At 58.3% G+C, this 14,580-nt stretch carries 11 protein-coding genes and 2 rRNA genes; 1 reads left to right on the top strand and 12 read right to left on the bottom strand.

The features are described from left to right. Position 1: 1 nt before the first annotated feature. A complete protein-coding gene (locus JOE65_RS07520) occupies positions 2-1,141 on the top strand; it encodes a bifunctional 2-methylcitrate synthase/citrate synthase (RefSeq protein WP_205162626.1) in 1,140 nt (379 codons plus the stop codon). Between the two features lie 74 nt (positions 1,142-1,215). Here JOE65_RS07520 and JOE65_RS07515 read toward each other — a convergent pair whose 3' ends face one another. The 12 genes from JOE65_RS07515 to JOE65_RS07460 all read right to left on the bottom strand — a co-directional run bounded on the left by JOE65_RS07515 (position 1,216) and on the right by JOE65_RS07460 (position 14,508). Then, positions 1,216-1,719 (bottom strand): 8-oxo-dGTP diphosphatase, encoded by a 504-nt coding sequence (locus JOE65_RS07515; RefSeq protein ID WP_205162625.1) that lies wholly within the window; start codon positions 1,717-1,719, stop codon positions 1,216-1,218. A 49-nt stretch (positions 1,720-1,768) separates the two neighbouring features. Further along, on the bottom strand, positions 1,769-2,725 hold the full coding sequence (gene xerD / locus JOE65_RS07510; protein ID WP_205162624.1) for a site-specific tyrosine recombinase XerD: 957 nt from the start codon (positions 2,723-2,725) through the stop codon (positions 1,769-1,771). Further along, positions 2,725-3,366: an NUDIX domain-containing protein gene (locus JOE65_RS07505; RefSeq protein WP_205162623.1), complete on the bottom strand. Its 642-nt coding sequence runs from the start codon at positions 3,364-3,366 to the stop codon at positions 2,725-2,727. The genes xerD and JOE65_RS07505 overlap by 1 nt, the downstream gene beginning before the upstream one ends. 1 nt (position 3,367) lies before the next feature. Next, on the bottom strand, positions 3,368-5,071 hold the full coding sequence (locus JOE65_RS07500) for a CTP synthase (RefSeq protein WP_205162622.1): 1,704 nt from the start codon (positions 5,069-5,071) through the stop codon (positions 3,368-3,370). An 85-nt stretch (positions 5,072-5,156) separates the two neighbouring features. After that, positions 5,157-6,896: a DNA repair protein RecN gene (gene recN, locus JOE65_RS07495; protein WP_205162621.1), complete on the bottom strand. Its 1,740-nt coding sequence runs from the start codon at positions 6,894-6,896 to the stop codon at positions 5,157-5,159. Then, entirely contained in the window at positions 6,893-7,849 is a 957-nt protein-coding gene (locus tag JOE65_RS07490) for an NAD kinase (protein ID WP_205162620.1), read from the bottom strand. The genes recN and JOE65_RS07490 overlap by 4 nt, the downstream gene beginning before the upstream one ends. A gap of 17 nt (positions 7,850-7,866) precedes the next feature. Beyond that, on the bottom strand, positions 7,867-8,706 hold the full coding sequence (locus JOE65_RS07485) for a TlyA family RNA methyltransferase (RefSeq protein ID WP_205162619.1): 840 nt from the start codon (positions 8,704-8,706) through the stop codon (positions 7,867-7,869). Between the two features lie 2 nt (positions 8,707-8,708). Beyond that, positions 8,709-8,855, bottom strand: a complete 147-nt coding sequence (locus JOE65_RS07480) for a hypothetical protein (protein ID WP_205162618.1) — start codon at positions 8,853-8,855, stop codon at positions 8,709-8,711. Continuing rightward, on the bottom strand, positions 8,852-9,868 hold the full coding sequence (locus JOE65_RS07475) for an HAD-IIA family hydrolase (RefSeq protein ID WP_205162617.1): 1,017 nt from the start codon (positions 9,866-9,868) through the stop codon (positions 8,852-8,854). Before JOE65_RS07475 ends, JOE65_RS07480 begins: the two co-directional genes overlap by 4 nt. A gap of 5 nt (positions 9,869-9,873) precedes the next feature. Beyond that, on the bottom strand, positions 9,874-10,884 hold the full coding sequence (locus tag JOE65_RS15135; protein ID WP_239536651.1) for a tetratricopeptide repeat protein: 1,011 nt from the start codon (positions 10,882-10,884) through the stop codon (positions 9,874-9,876). Between the two features lie 190 nt (positions 10,885-11,074). Then, a 5S ribosomal RNA gene (rrf, locus tag JOE65_RS07465) occupies positions 11,075-11,191 on the bottom strand. Positions 11,192-11,371: 180 nt separating this feature from the next. Beyond that, positions 11,372-14,508, bottom strand: a 23S ribosomal RNA gene (locus JOE65_RS07460). Positions 14,509-14,580 lie beyond the last annotated feature (72 nt).

Below are 14,580 nucleotides of genomic sequence, written 5' to 3'. Positions count from 1 at the left end.
CATGACCGAACCAACAATTCATAAGGGCCTTGCCGGCGTCACGGCGGATGTCACCGCCATTTCGAAGGTCAATTCTGATACCAACTCGCTGCTGTACCGTGGATACCCCGTTCAGGAACTGGCTGCTAAGTGCAGCTTTGAACAGGTGGCCTACTTGCTGTGGAACAGCGAACTGCCCAACGATTCCGAGCTGAAAGCTTTCGTAAATTTCGAACGCTCCCACCGGAAACTGGATGAGAACGTCAAAGGGGCAATAGACCTCCTCTCCACTGCCTGTCACCCTATGGACGTTGCGCGGACCGCCGTCTCAGTTCTGGGAGCCAACCACGCCAGGGCGCAGGATTCCTCCCCGGAAGCAAATCTAGAAAAGGCGATGTCGCTGCTGGCAACCTTCCCGTCCGTCGTCGCCTACGACCAAAGGCGACGACGCGGTGAGGAACTTATCGAACCACGAGAGGATCTCGATTACTCCGCGAACTTCCTGTGGATGACTTTTGGCGAAGAGGCAGCGCCGGAGGTTGTGGAAGCCTTCAACGTCTCCATGATTCTCTACGCGGAGCATTCCTTCAACGCCTCGACGTTCACGGCCCGGGTCATCACCTCCACCCTGGCGGATCTGCATTCGGCGGTGACCGGAGCCATAGGTGCCCTCAAGGGGCCGCTGCACGGGGGTGCCAACGAGGCCGTGATGCATACCTTTGAGGAGATTGGGATCCGCAAGGACGAATCCCTCGATGAGGCAGCCACGCGTTCGAAAGCTTGGATGGTCGATGCCCTTGCGCAGAAGAAAAAGGTCATGGGTTTTGGGCACCGCGTGTACAAGAATGGTGACTCCCGGGTCCCCACCATGAAGAGCGCTCTGGACGCCATGATCAAACATTATGATCGTCCGGAAATGCTCGGCCTGTACAACGGACTCGAAGCCGCTATGGAAGAGGCCAAGCAGATCAAGCCGAATCTCGACTACCCGGCAGGACCCACCTATAACCTGATGGGCTTTGACACGGAGATGTTCACTCCGCTCTTCATCGCCGCGCGCATCACCGGTTGGACCGCCCATATCATGGAACAAGTGGCGGACAACGCTCTGATCCGCCCACTCAGCGAATATAACGGTCCTGAGCAGCGCCAGGTCCCCTGAATCTAGGCCAGCTGAATGAGCTGTGGTCGTCACCCGTTGAGCGCGGATGATGGCCACAGCTGTTTCTCCAGACGTTAGTCCACATTAGCGAAGACAGCGGAGGCAAGAGTGAGGTTGTCCTGATTCAGCGTTAGGGTCACGGCAAACGGCTCACCCATAATCACGTTCGGAAGCCAATGCGCGGCGTCGTCCCACATGCGCGTAAAGGGCAGCCGGTTGACGTCATGCCATTCCGGCGACAGCTCCTGGCTTTCGTGTGGCTCCAGCACCGTTCGGGCAGCGGAGAGTGGAACCGTGAAGACCGCCGAACACATATCCGACGCCGGTCTGGCAGGAAAGACAAAATCAATGGTTCCGAGGCGGGTCATCGCCTCAGCCGTAATCTCCAGCCCCGTCTCCTCCTGCAGCTCCCGGGACGCAGCTACCGCATCCGATTCACCGGGTTCCACCTTGCCGCCTGGTGCCACCACTTTCCCTGCCCCGAAACCGGACTTCTTCAATCCCAGTAGCACCTGCTGGGCGCCCGTCTCTGGGTGAGGACGAAAAACGAAACACAGGACGACGGCGCGGGCAGACATGAGCGTCATTCTAGCTGTCCCCGGTCCCGCGGCAGTTGCACCGTACCGGCTAGCCGAGCGCCCGAGGGTGCGCAGCGGCATATATTTCGCGAAGTGTCTCAGCAGTTACCAGCGTATAAACCTGTGTGGTGGTTACCGACGCATGACCGAGCAACTCCTGAACTACCCTGACGTCCGCCCCACCTTCTAGCAGGTGGGTGGCAAAAGAATGCCTCATGGTGTGCGGCGAAACGTCCTTGGTGATGCCGGCCCGCTCCGTGGCCGCCTTTAAAACGCTCCAGGCACTCTGTCTGCTGAGGCGTCCACCACGCTGATTCAAAAACAAGGCAGGCGTTCCTTTGCCCTTAGCGGACAGGGACGGTCTGGAACGCACCAGATAGGTCCCGATGGCCCTGGCCGCGAAGGAGCCCAGGGGAACCAGCCGTTCTTTGGACCCCTTGCCAAATAAACGCACGACGCCGGGACCCTCAAGGGCAGGATCCAGTGCGATGTCATCGACGTCCAACCCCACAGCTTCGCTGATCCGCGCGCCCGTCGAATACAAAAACTCAAGTAGCGCGCTGTCCCTGGCCCCGGCTGGCGAATCCATATCTGCCGCTTCAAGGATGGCAGTGACCTCTGCCACGGAAATGGCTTTGGGAAGCCGCTGTCCAAGAGACGGCGGATGGACCTCCGTCGCCGGATCGGTTTCGCTCAGCCCTTCCAGAGCCCAGAACCGGTGAAGTCCTCGAACTGCGACCACGGTCCGGGCCGCGGAACGTGCGCTAAGCGGGGAGCCGCCGTCGGATCCGTCGACCACCGCCTGCGCGAAAGCGCTGACGTCTCGGCGGGTGATGTCTCGAACAGACGAAATATTGCGCTCCGCAAGGAACCGACCGTAGCGTGTCAAGTCGCGACGATATGCTGCCACGGTATTGAGCGCTAGCCCACGTTCAACCGCGGTGTGCTGCAAATACTCATGCACGGCACGCGCGATCTCACCTGCGTCGTGCTCTGCGACAGTCATCAAGAACGGTGTTCAGGCCACAGAGCCTCTGCCCCACGGAGGGCCGCGAAGTCAGTACCGGAGGCTGCAGCCGCGGCTAGAATACCTGCCACTGCCGTGGCGTTATGGATTCGCCCTGCCAGGACACCAGCCACGGCGTCGTTCAGAGGAACCCACAAAACCTCGATCTCTGATTCCTCGCCCGTACGGGTGTGTCTTTCCGCTTTAGGCACCTCGGTGATGCCCCTCGCAAGGTAAATGCGAATAGCTTCGTTTGAAGACCCCGGTGAGTTGAACATGTCAGTGAGCACGTTCCAACGTCCTGCCGTGAGATCGGCTTCCTCGGCTAGTTCGCGAGCCGCCGCACTCTGGTAATCCTCGCCATCAACGTCCAGAAGCCCGGCGGGAATCTCCCACAGATTCATGCGCACGGGATGCCTGTATTGGCGGATCATCAAAATTTCGGATGTGTCATTCAAAGCGACAACGGCCACAGCACCAGGGTGCTCAATGTACTCCCGCGTCAGCGGATTCTGCCCTGCGTTAAGCAGAAAGGAATCGCTGACGACGCTCCAGATGTGGCCTTCGAAAGACACCGACGACTCAACTATGTGCCGCTGACTTGTCTCATCACAGACCGGGAGCCGCTGATCGAGGCTCATCTCAGCCCCTTGCGGCCTGAAATTCAAGAGCAGCCTTGATCAGGCCCGTGAAGAGCGGATGCGGGCGTGTGGGCCGGGAGCTCAATTCCGGATGAGCCTGAGTGGCAACATAGTACGGGTGAACCTCAGCGGGCAATTCCGCGAACTCCACAAGCTTGCCATCCGTCGTCGTTCCGGAAAACACAAGGCCAGCATCAGCAAGCTGCTCGCGGAACTGGTTATTGACCTCGTAGCGATGACGATGCCGTTCACTGACCTTGGTCCGCCCATAGGTTTCTGCGACAACGGAACCAGCCTGAAGTGTGGCATCCCACAAGCCAAGACGCATGGTCCCGCCCATGTCGCCTTCACCGGCAACGATCTCCAGCTGCTCCTCCATGGTCGCGATGACGGGAAATTTGGTATCCGGATCAAATTCTGTGGAAGACGCACCTTCAAGGCCCACCACAGTACGGGCGAACTCAATGACCATACATTGCAGCCCGAGGCAGAGCCCCAGAACAGGAAGCTTGTGTTCGCGTGCATAGGTCAGCGCTCCGAGCTTGCCCTCCAGCCCGCGGATACCGAATCCGCCCGGTACGCAGATCGCGTCGACGTCGCCAAGGGCCTGCAAGGCACCTAGTTCGGTGTCGCAATTATCAGAGGGAACCCAACGGATATTGACTTTGGCATTGTTCGCAAAACCGCCGGCGCGCAGTGCCTCGGTCACGGACAAGTATGCATCTGGGAGATCTATGTATTTGCCAACCAGTGCAACCTCAACGTGATGCTGGGGATTATGTACAGCGTCCAGCAGTTTGTTCCATTTAGCCCAGCTGACATCTTTGAACTTCAGGTCCAGCGCCTGAACGATGTAAGCATCCAGTCCCTGATCATGGAGCGTGACGGGGATGTCGTAGATGCTCGGCGCATCCGGGCAGCCGATGACGGCATCCCGATCCACGTCACACATGCGGCCGATCTTGTCACGCATGGCGGAGGGTACTTCGCGATCGGATCGAAGCACGATTGCGTCCGGCTGGATCCCGATGGATCGCAGCGCAGCGACGGAATGTTGGGTCGGCTTGGTTTTGAGTTCATGCGATGGCCCAATGTAGGGCACGAGCGAGACGTGGAGGAAAAAAACATTGTTCCGGCCGACATCCTGGCGCACCTGCCGAGCGGACTCCAAAAACGGCTGCGACTCTATGTCACCCACTGTGCCGCCGATTTCTGTGATGATGACGTCCGGTGCTTTAGATCCTTCTGCCGGGAGCCGCATCCGGCGCTTGATCTCATCTGTGATGTGCGGGATAACCTGAACGGTGTCTCCCAAGTATTCACCGCGCCGCTCTTTGGCGATCACCGTGGAGTACACCTGACCTGTGGTCACGTTTGCCGAGCCGTCAAGGTTCTCATCGAGGAAACGTTCATAGTGCCCGATGTCCAGGTCGGTTTCTGCGCCGTCATCTGTCACAAAAACTTCACCGTGCTGGAATGGGTTCATTGTGCCTGGATCCACGTTGAGATAAGGATCGAGTTTCTGCATCGTGACAGTAAGGCCGCGTTCCCTCAAAAGATGACCGAGGCTAGAAGCCGTTAGGCCCTTACCGAGTGAGGAAGCAACACCGCCCGTCACAAAAATGTGTTTGGTCGTCCGCGACGAACCTGGGCGGGTATTTTCACTGGGATTAGTTTGCTGCACCACGGAATTTGAGCCTAGCACCTTTCTGTCCTTACTGGATTGCACCTACGTTGTATTCCGCGCGCTGACACCAAAAAGTGCCCAACGCCACACTCGATCAGAGTCATCAACGTGCCACCGTCTTCGCGCTGGCGAAACCTGCTGCGTCCTCGAGCAGCTCCTCAGCGTGCGCCCTAGCCGTAGCAGAATCCTCTTGGCCGGCGAGCATGCGCGCTAACTCCTTGACCCGCTCTGCCCTGTCCAGGGTCACGACGTCGCTGGCCGTGACGCCATCGGAGCCCCCGCCAGAAGTTTTAATGACCCGCACGTGCCGGTCAGCGAACGCCGCAACCTGGGGTAGATGCGTCACCACAATGACCTGAACGTGCTTGGCCAGCATGGCTAGACGGCGACCTATCTCGACGGCTGCCTTACCTCCAACGCCTGCGTCTACCTCGTCGAACACAAAAGTAGGGACCGGGTCCACTTCGGCGAGGACAACTTCAATGGCGAGCATGACCCGAGACAGCTCACCCCCGGAGGCGCCTTTACCCAACGGACGAGGTGTTGTCCCCGCATGTGGTGCAAGCGCCAGTGTTACCTCATCCTGCCCGTAGGCTGTCAGCTCTGCGGAGGAAGAGAGTTGCACGTGCAGCGACGCATCCGGCATAGCCAGGGCAGAGAGCTCTGCCGAGATTCGTGACTCCAGTTCCCGTGCAGCGTCAGTACGGATCGCAGTGGCCTCAGCTGCGCGGTGGATCAATGCCGCATGGACTGTAGCAAGCTCGTGTTCAAGTTCCTCGATACGGGAACCGTCTTCCGTCAGTTCCTCGAGCCGACTGCGCGCTGTCGTAGACCACTGAAGGACTTCGTCGATACTCGGAGCGTACTTTCGGATCAAGATCGACAGTTCCGATCGGCGAGCATCCACTTCTGCCAGCCGGCCCGGGCCGTCAGCGTCCAGGGATGCCGTGTAGCTAGCCAGCTCCGCAGCGATATCGGTCAAGATAATACTGGTCTCGGACAGTCTGCGAGTTGCCTCGTCCAATGCCGGATCGTGCTCGGACACCAGCTCCAGATGCCGGCGGGCCTCTTCCACCAGTGAGGTTGCGTCAGAGGCATCGGGAAACTCTCCTGCTACGAGTTTTTGGTGAGCGTTCTCGGCGGCTTCGCGCAGTTCCTCCGTATTTCCCAGACGCATGGCCACGGCCTTGAGTGCTTCATCCTCCCCGGGCTGTGGATCCACACCATCGATCTCCTCCAGTGCCTGCCTCAGCGATTCAGCCTCACGGAGCCGCTCCCGTGAGTCGCGCTTGAGCGCCTCCAGCTCGGCGGTGGCATCTTTCCATCGGCGAAAATCTTCTGCATAGTCGCCAAGGACTTCCCGGAGCTTTCTCCCCGCAAACTTATCCAGAGCGTCCCGTTGAGCGGACGCGCTCCTGAGTCGCAGCTGGTCCGACTGACCATGTACTGCAACGAGCGAACTTCCAATCTCGCCAAGAACACCTACCGGCGCTGTCCGGCCGCCCACGTGGGCACGGCTGCGGCCGTCCGCATTCACGGTACGTACCAGCGTCAGGTCGGCAACACCGTCGGTTTCGTTCTCGAGCTCGGCACCTGCCTCCAGGACTCTTTCGGCAACGCTTCCCCGCGCGGGAATCCGAACGATCGACTCCGCAACCGCCGCCTTAGCGCCAGTCCGTACGGAGCCTGCATCCGACCGTGACCCCAGCAGCAGCCCGAGAGCCGTGACCACCATGGTTTTACCCGCTCCGGTCTCTCCTGTGACCACGTTGAACCCAGGGTCAAGTTGCAGCGAGGCCTGAGTGATAACGCCAAGGTCGCGGATCCTGATTTCATCGATCACGAGTCCTCCTCACGGTGCCCAGCAATGACGCCATCCCTTGATTTCTGTGCCGTGGGCCCCCGCCAGCCACTGGTCGGTAGCTCGAATTTGCGGACCAGCCGCTCAGAGAACAGTGTCTGCTGAGTCCTCGCCAACTGAACCGGGACCTCTGACTTCGTTACTTCAATACGGGACCCCGGAGGTAACTCGAAGGTCCGGCGTCCGTCGCAGAAGAGTACTCCTCGAGTGCCCGTGCGGGTCAACGTTTCAACCGCTATGACCGAAGACGGTGCAACGACCAGCGGCTTGGCAAAGAGCGCGTGTGCGCTGATCGGCACCATCAAAAGGGCCTCAACTCCGGGCCAGACCACGGGCCCACCGGCAGAGAACGCATAGGCAGTTGACCCAGTGGGCGTCGCCATCACGATGCCGTCACACCCGAACGAACTGATGGGACGGCCATCGACTTCCGCCACAACTTCCAGCATGCGCTTGCGGTCCGCCTTCTCCACGGCGGCCTCGTTCAACGCCCAGGTGTGCGCGATGAGTTGCTTTCCCGAGAACACTTTGACGTCGATGGTCATTCTTTCCTCGACCAAGTAGTTTCGATCCACAACACACTGCACGGTATCGGCGAGGTCTCCGCGCTCGCTCTCAGCCAGGAAACCAACGTGTCCGAGGTTTACTCCCAACAACGGGACGCTAGAATGTCTGACGAGTTCAGCAGCCCGAAGAATGGTTCCGTCTCCCCCAAGCACCATGACTAGCTCCAGAGCAGAAAGTTCAACGTCTTCGCCGAGAATTTCCGTCGGTACGGTGAGTTCGCCGTAGCCCTTCTGGATGTCGGTGAGCTCCCGCCGCTGCATGACGGAGACGAGGCCAGCGGCATGGAGCCGGCTGCACGTCTCCTGGGCTGCTTCTATGGCATCCGTGCGGCCTGTATGTGCGAGGACCAATATGCGTCTGGTAGCCACAGTTTCATCTTTCCGTATCAGTTGCGTTCCTGCCCTTCAATACCGAAGGCCATGCTCTCGCTGACGAAGCGCGTTGCGCGTTCCAAGGCTTCCACATCATCGATGGTATGTGCCTGCACCAACATCGGCATCCTCAACCACAGGAAAAACTCTACATTGCCGTCCCGTCCAGCGATCGGGTTTCGGACGAGCCCTGCAGGCACGCCACCGTTGCACAACGACGAGGCGAGGACCTCCGTAACAGCTTGCTGTCGATCCGTTTCATTGACGACAACGCCGGTGTGCGGCAGGCGCTGCCGACCGACCTCGAACTGGGGTTTTATCATCAGCAAGAGCGAGCCGCCACACGACGTTGCTCCGCAAAGGGCTTCCATCACGACGGTCAGCGAAATAAATGACAGGTCCGCCACAGTAAGGTCGAACGGACCACCAACAGCGTCGACATCAAGATATCTGACGTTGATACCCTCATGGACCGCCACGCGTGGATTGTTCCTGATGGAGCGAACCAACTGACCATGGCCGACGTCGACGGCGGCCACAGACGCCGCTCCCCTGCGCAATAGAACATCGGTAAACCCACCCGTGGATGCTCCTGCGTCGAGGCACTTCAGCCCCGCTGGCAGAACGTCACTAAACGCACTGAGTGCATCAGCCAGCTTCCTGCCAGCACGGCTGACAAATTCCTCGCGGCCATCCTCGACCAAACACAGTTGGTCATGTGGGGACACTTTGAGCGCCGCTTTCAATGCTGCAACGCCGTTGCGCAGCACCCGGCCATCCGCGACGAGCGCCGCTGCCTGTGACCGTGAACGGGCCATACCCCGCTGCACTAGTTCCTGATCGAGGCGAGGCATCTCTAGCCTTGCGCTTTCTGATCCAGTTCAGCACGCAGCTCGCTGAGAATCTCCTCGAACGCGAGAAGCTGAGCGTGAGAAGCCATCGCTTCCACGGCCTTCAATCTCTCTGCAAGACCCTGATTCATGGATTCAACGGGCTCCGTCACGTCGGCCTGCCTCCCTGACCAATGTCAGGACCGTTGTTCACCAGTTCCGGAAGCTCCAACGACTCCGCAAGGGGCCGGGACGCCCACCAACTCGCACAAGCAGCACGCCAGTATTCTATGTTCTGCTGGTCACCGTCTACGTACAGCGTTCGTTGATCCGATTGCGCGCGGGACTTTCCGCACCTATAGACACCATTCGACTCTTCAACCGGAAGGTAGCTGTCATATAGGCCACAAAGACCGTGAAGTAGGAGATCTGGTCGGTCCGAAGCTGGTGCGCCGAGGGCGTCCATCCAACTGTTGACCCCTGTCATCACAAGAGCTGTGGTCATACCTGCGCGGTTACCACCCCTGATGTCAGTATCCAACCGGTCTCCGACGACGAGTGGCCGATGGGAGCCCAATGTGCAGGCCGCCGTTGTGAACAACCCCGCCTCCGGCTTGCCGGCCACCTCTGGGTACTTACCGGTAGCGGAGCTGACCGCAGCAACCAACGTTCCATTTCCGGGAGCAGTCCCCCGACTCCCCGGAAGACTCATGTCTGTATTCGTAGCCACCCAAACTGCACCGCTGGCAACGGCGTACGCTGCCTCCGACAGATCAGTCCACGCCAACGTTGAGTCGAATCCCTGGAGCACACCTACCGGCTTGTCATCAGCAGAGTCAACTGGTGTCAGACCGACCTCGACGGCCTGTTCTTTAAGATACTGGCTGCCAATCACGAGTACGCTCGCACCAGGTGGCAGCTTTCGCGCCAGGAGCTGAGCGCCCTCAGGCGCTGAGCCGAACACTTGGAGCGCGGTAGCCGGAACACCGAGATCCTGAAGATGTTGTGCCACCTGATCCGGGGAACGGGATGCATTATTGGTTACATACGCCAGAGCAACACCGCGATCCGACAGTGATTTCAGGGTTTCCACGGCTCCGGGCACTGGCTCATGACCGACGTACACCACACCGTCGAGATCGGACAGGACTGCATCGAAGCCTGAAATTAGCTCATCACTACGCATAATACTTACCGTCTGGGGCTTCGCGACGTATCCTCATCACCGGCCAAATCCAGGATTTCGGGCTCCGCACCAGCTCCAATACCCAATGCGTCCTCAGCCATCGCTGCCCGGCGCTCCCAATCTCGAGCCTCCGTTGTCCGACCGAGCTCAGCAAGAACATCGGAATATGCACGGAAGAGACGCGGGCTATACGAAAAGGCACGGTTCCGGTCTAGTTGAGGAATTTCCAAAGCGGCAAGAGCCGCCTCGGGCTGAGAGATGTCTCGCCTGGCACCGGAGACGACGATCGCCATTTCCACCTGGCCCGAAGCATCAAGAGTGGTAGCTTCTTCCGAACGCGCCATCTCCAGAGCGCGGTCCGGACGGTCCATTCCACGCTCACAGTCAGCCATCAATGGAAGATGAATGTTGGACCCGCTGATGCGCCGAAACGTTCGAAGTTCGCGGAGCGCCTCTGAATAGTTCCCGGCAGCATAGGCAGTGAGGCCGACTGCTTCACGAACAGCTGCGAGCCGGCCGCCACGGCGACTCGCAGCCAGCGCATGTTCAAAAGCCATCTCAGGTTCATCGTCCAGCAGCCGACCTGCCATGACAAGGTGCTTGGATACCCATTCGGCATTGCGCGTCTCCAACGTTTGCACTTGGCGTAGCGTTGCCCGGTCGAGCTCGTCCCCGGTTACATCATCATCGATTTCCGGAGACCGTTCCCTGTCGGCGCGATTGGCACTGCGCAGGTCGGCTGGATTGTGGACCCTCTCGGACCGATCACGATCACCGTCTGACGGCCGCTCCGAGTACTGACGGCCGGTTGGAGCCCGATCGTCGCGTCTAGGCCTGGACGAACGGTCCTCCTGGCGTCTGGGTGCCCTGTCGTCTGAGCCTTTGCTTGGACCGCCCCCGTCCCGAGACGAGAACGAACGCTTCGGTTTTCCAGCGTCGTCTCGCTTCCCGGTGCCATACTCCCGCTTACCGACATCGCGCCCCTGACCACGTTGGCGGTCGTTGTTCTCTGGCATGGCAGCTGCATCCTCTCGTCCTGATCCCTACTAATGTGCGGGTTCCGGATCGACACTATTGATATGGAAAATTCTTGGGCCGAACGGTTATGTTGGCAAGCCCGTTCAAGTCTAGTCCAGCGTGGCGCGTTGGGGTGTTAAGTGGGTCAGGCCCCGCACCGAGTGGTGTGGGGCCTGAGCCTTAGTATGTGTCCGGCGGTGACCTACTCTCCCACACCCTCCCGGGTGCAGTACCATCGGCGCTGCGGGTCTTAGCTTCCGGGTTCGGAATGGGACCGGGCGTTTCCCCCGCGCTATGACCGCCGTAACTCTTTTTCCTAACCCTCAAACCATACCGTCCCGATCGTCTCAGGAGGTGTGGTGGGTGGAAGTATATGGTTACAACTTCGTTTTATGTTGTTGTAAGTGTTCCCTGGTTTGTTGGTTGGGAACCACATGGTGGACGCGTAGCACTTTGATCTAGCCATCACCTGTTAAAGGTGATGGTGTGGTGTAAGTTATCGGCTTATTAGTACCGGTCAGCTTCACAGGTCTTTAGTCCCTGCTTCCACATCCGGCCTATCAACCCAGTGGTCTAGCTGGGAGCCTCTCACACACAAGGTGTATGGAAATCTCATCTCGAAGCAGGCTTCCCGCTTAGATGCTTTCAGCGGTTATCCTTCCCGAACGTAGCTAATCAGCGGTGCACTTGGCAGTACAACTGACACACCAGAGGTTCGTCCGTCCCGGTCCTCTCGTACTAAGGACAGCCCTTCTCAAATTTCCTACGCGCGCAGCGGATAGGGACCGAACTGTCTCACGACGTTCTAAACCCAGCTCGCGTGCCGCTTTAATGGGCGAACAGCCCAACCCTTGGGACCTACTCCAGCCCCAGGATGCGACGAGCCGACATCGAGGTGCCAAACCATGCCGTCGATATGAACTCTTGGGCAAGATCAGCCTGTTATCCCCGAGGTACCTTTTATCCGTTGAGCGACGGCCATTCCACAATGTGCCGCCGGATCACTAGTCCCGACTTTCGTCCCTGCTCGAGCTGTCGCTCTCACAGTCAAGCTCCCTTGTGCACTTACACTCGATACCTGATTGCCAACCAGGCTGAGGGAACCTTTGGGCGCCTCCGTTACTCTTTAGGAGGCAACCGCCCCAGTTAAACTACCCATCAGGCACTGTCCCTGACCCGGATTACGGGCCGAAGTTAGATGTCCAGAGTGACCAGAGTGGTATTTCAACGATGACTCCACCCGAACTAGCGTCCGGGTTTCAACGTCTCCCACCTATCCTACACAAGCCACACCGAACACCAATACCAAACTATAGTAAAGGTCTCGGGGTCTTTCCGTCCTGCTGCGCGTAACGAGCATCTTTACTCGTACTGCAATTTCGCCGAGCTTATGGTTGAGACAGCGGGGAAGTCGTTACTCCATTCGTGCAGGTCGGAACTTACCCGACAAGGAATTTCGCTACCTTAGGATGGTTATAGTTACCACCGCCGTTTACTGGGGCTTGAATTCCCAGCTTCGCTCACAAGTGAGCTAACCGGTCCTCTTAACCTTCCAGCACCGGGCAGGAGTCAGTCCGTATACATCGTCTTGCGACTTCGCACGGACCTGTGTTTTTAGTAAACAGTCGCTTCCCCCTGGTCTCTGCGGCCCCGATCCGCTCCGGTAAGCAAGTTACCTTCACAGTTGGGGCCCCCCTTCTCCCGAAGTTACGGGGGCATTTTGCCGAGTTCCTTAACCATAATTCTCTCGATCGCCTTAGTATTCTCTACCTGATCACCTGTGTCGGTTTGGGGTACGGGCGGCTAAAACCTCACGTCGATGCTTTTCTTGGCAGCATAGGATCACCAGATTCCCCCCTACGGGGGTCCCGTCAGATCTCAGGAGCGTGATTGAACACACGCGGACGGATTTACCTATCCGCGACCCTACATCCTTAGACCGGGACTACCATCGCCCGGCCTGGCTACCTTCCTGCGTCACACCTGTTAATACGCTTACCTCCCCGGATCAGGTCCCACGCTCCCTACATACACGGGCCCCGAAGGGCACTGGCACATAGATTGGATGGTTAGTATCACCAGTTTAGTATGGACGGTTTTTCGCCGGTACGGGAATATCAACCCGTTGTCCATCGACTACGCCTGTCGGCCTCGCCTTAGGTCCCGACTTACCCAGGGCAGATTAGCTTGACCCTGGAACCCTTGATCATTCGGCGGACGGGTTTCTCACCCGTCTTTCGCTACTCATGCCTGCATTCTCACTCGTGTAGGCTCCACCACTGGTTTCCACCGCAGCTTCACCGCCCACACGACGCTCCCCTACCCATCCAAACGCCTGAACCACGAAGGCTTGGCTAATATTTGAATGCCACAACTTCGGCGGTGTACTTGAGCCCCGCTACATTGTCGGCGCGGAATCACTTGACCAGTGAGCTATTACGCACTCTTTCAAGGATGGCTGCTTCTAAGCCAACCTCCTGGTTGTCTTCGCAACTCCACATCCTTTCCCACTTAGCACACGCTTAGGGGCCTTAGTTGGTGGTCTGGGCTGTTTCCCTCTCGACTATGAAGCTTATCCCCCACAGTCTCACTGCTGCGCTCTCACTTACCGGCATTCGGAGTTTGGCTGACGTCAGTAACCTTGTAGGGCCCATCAGTCATCCAGTAGCTCTACCTCCGGTAAGAAACACGCAACGCTGCACCTAAATGCATTTCGGGGAGAACCAGCTATCACGAAGTTTGATTGGCCTTTCACCCCTACCCACAGCTCATCCCCTCCATTTTCAACTGAAGTGGGTTCGGTCCTCCACGCGCTCTTACACGCGCTTCAACCTGGCCATGGGTAGATCACTTCGCTTCGGGTCTAGATCACGCCACTAAACTCGCCCTATTCAGACTCGCTTTCGCTACGGCTTCCCCACACGGGTTAACCTCGCGACGTAACACTAACTCGCAGGCTCATTCTTCAAAAGGCACGCCATCACAGGAACTAGCCCGCTCTGACGGTTTGTAGGCACACGGTTTCAGGTACTATTTCACTCCCCTCCCGGGGTACTTTTCACCTTTCCCTCACGGTACTGGTCCGCTATCGGTCATCAGGTAGTATTTAGGCTTACCAGGTGGTCCTGGCAGATTCGCACGGGATTTCTCGGGCCCCGTGCTACTTGGGATACTCTCCAAGCGGCAGCACGCATTACGATTACCGGACTCTCACCGTCTATGGTCGGGCATTCCAACCCATTCACCTCTACGCCTGCACTCACTTCACCAATCCGGCAGAACTGGTATGGAAAGTCCCACAACCCCAGTGATGCAACGCCCGCCGGCTATCACACACCACTGGTTTAGCCTGTTCCGCGTTCGCTCGCCACTACTAACGGAATCACTATTGTTTTCTCTTCCTGCGGGTACTGAGATGTTTCACTTCCCCGCGTTCCCTCCACGCACCCTATGTGTTCAGATGCGGGTCACCCGGTCCATCGCTGGCCGGGCGGGGTTTCCCCATTCGGACATCCTGGGATCAAAGTCCGGTTATCGACTCCCCCAGGCTTATCGCAGATTCCTACGTCCTTCTTCGGCTCCTGATGCCAAGGCATCCACCGTGTGCCCTTATAAACTTGACCACTAAGATCAAAACAGCTACTCGAGAGAACCAAATCAACCATGCCCCAAAGGACATGACAAAACCAGGTTCT

This window comes from Arthrobacter roseus, from assembly GCF_016907875.1.
GTDB classification, from domain to species: domain Bacteria; phylum Actinomycetota; class Actinomycetes; order Actinomycetales; family Micrococcaceae; genus Arthrobacter_J; species Arthrobacter_J roseus.
The sequence above is the reverse complement of the archived record's forward strand: the minus strand, read 5'-3'. Positions and strand labels throughout refer to the sequence as shown.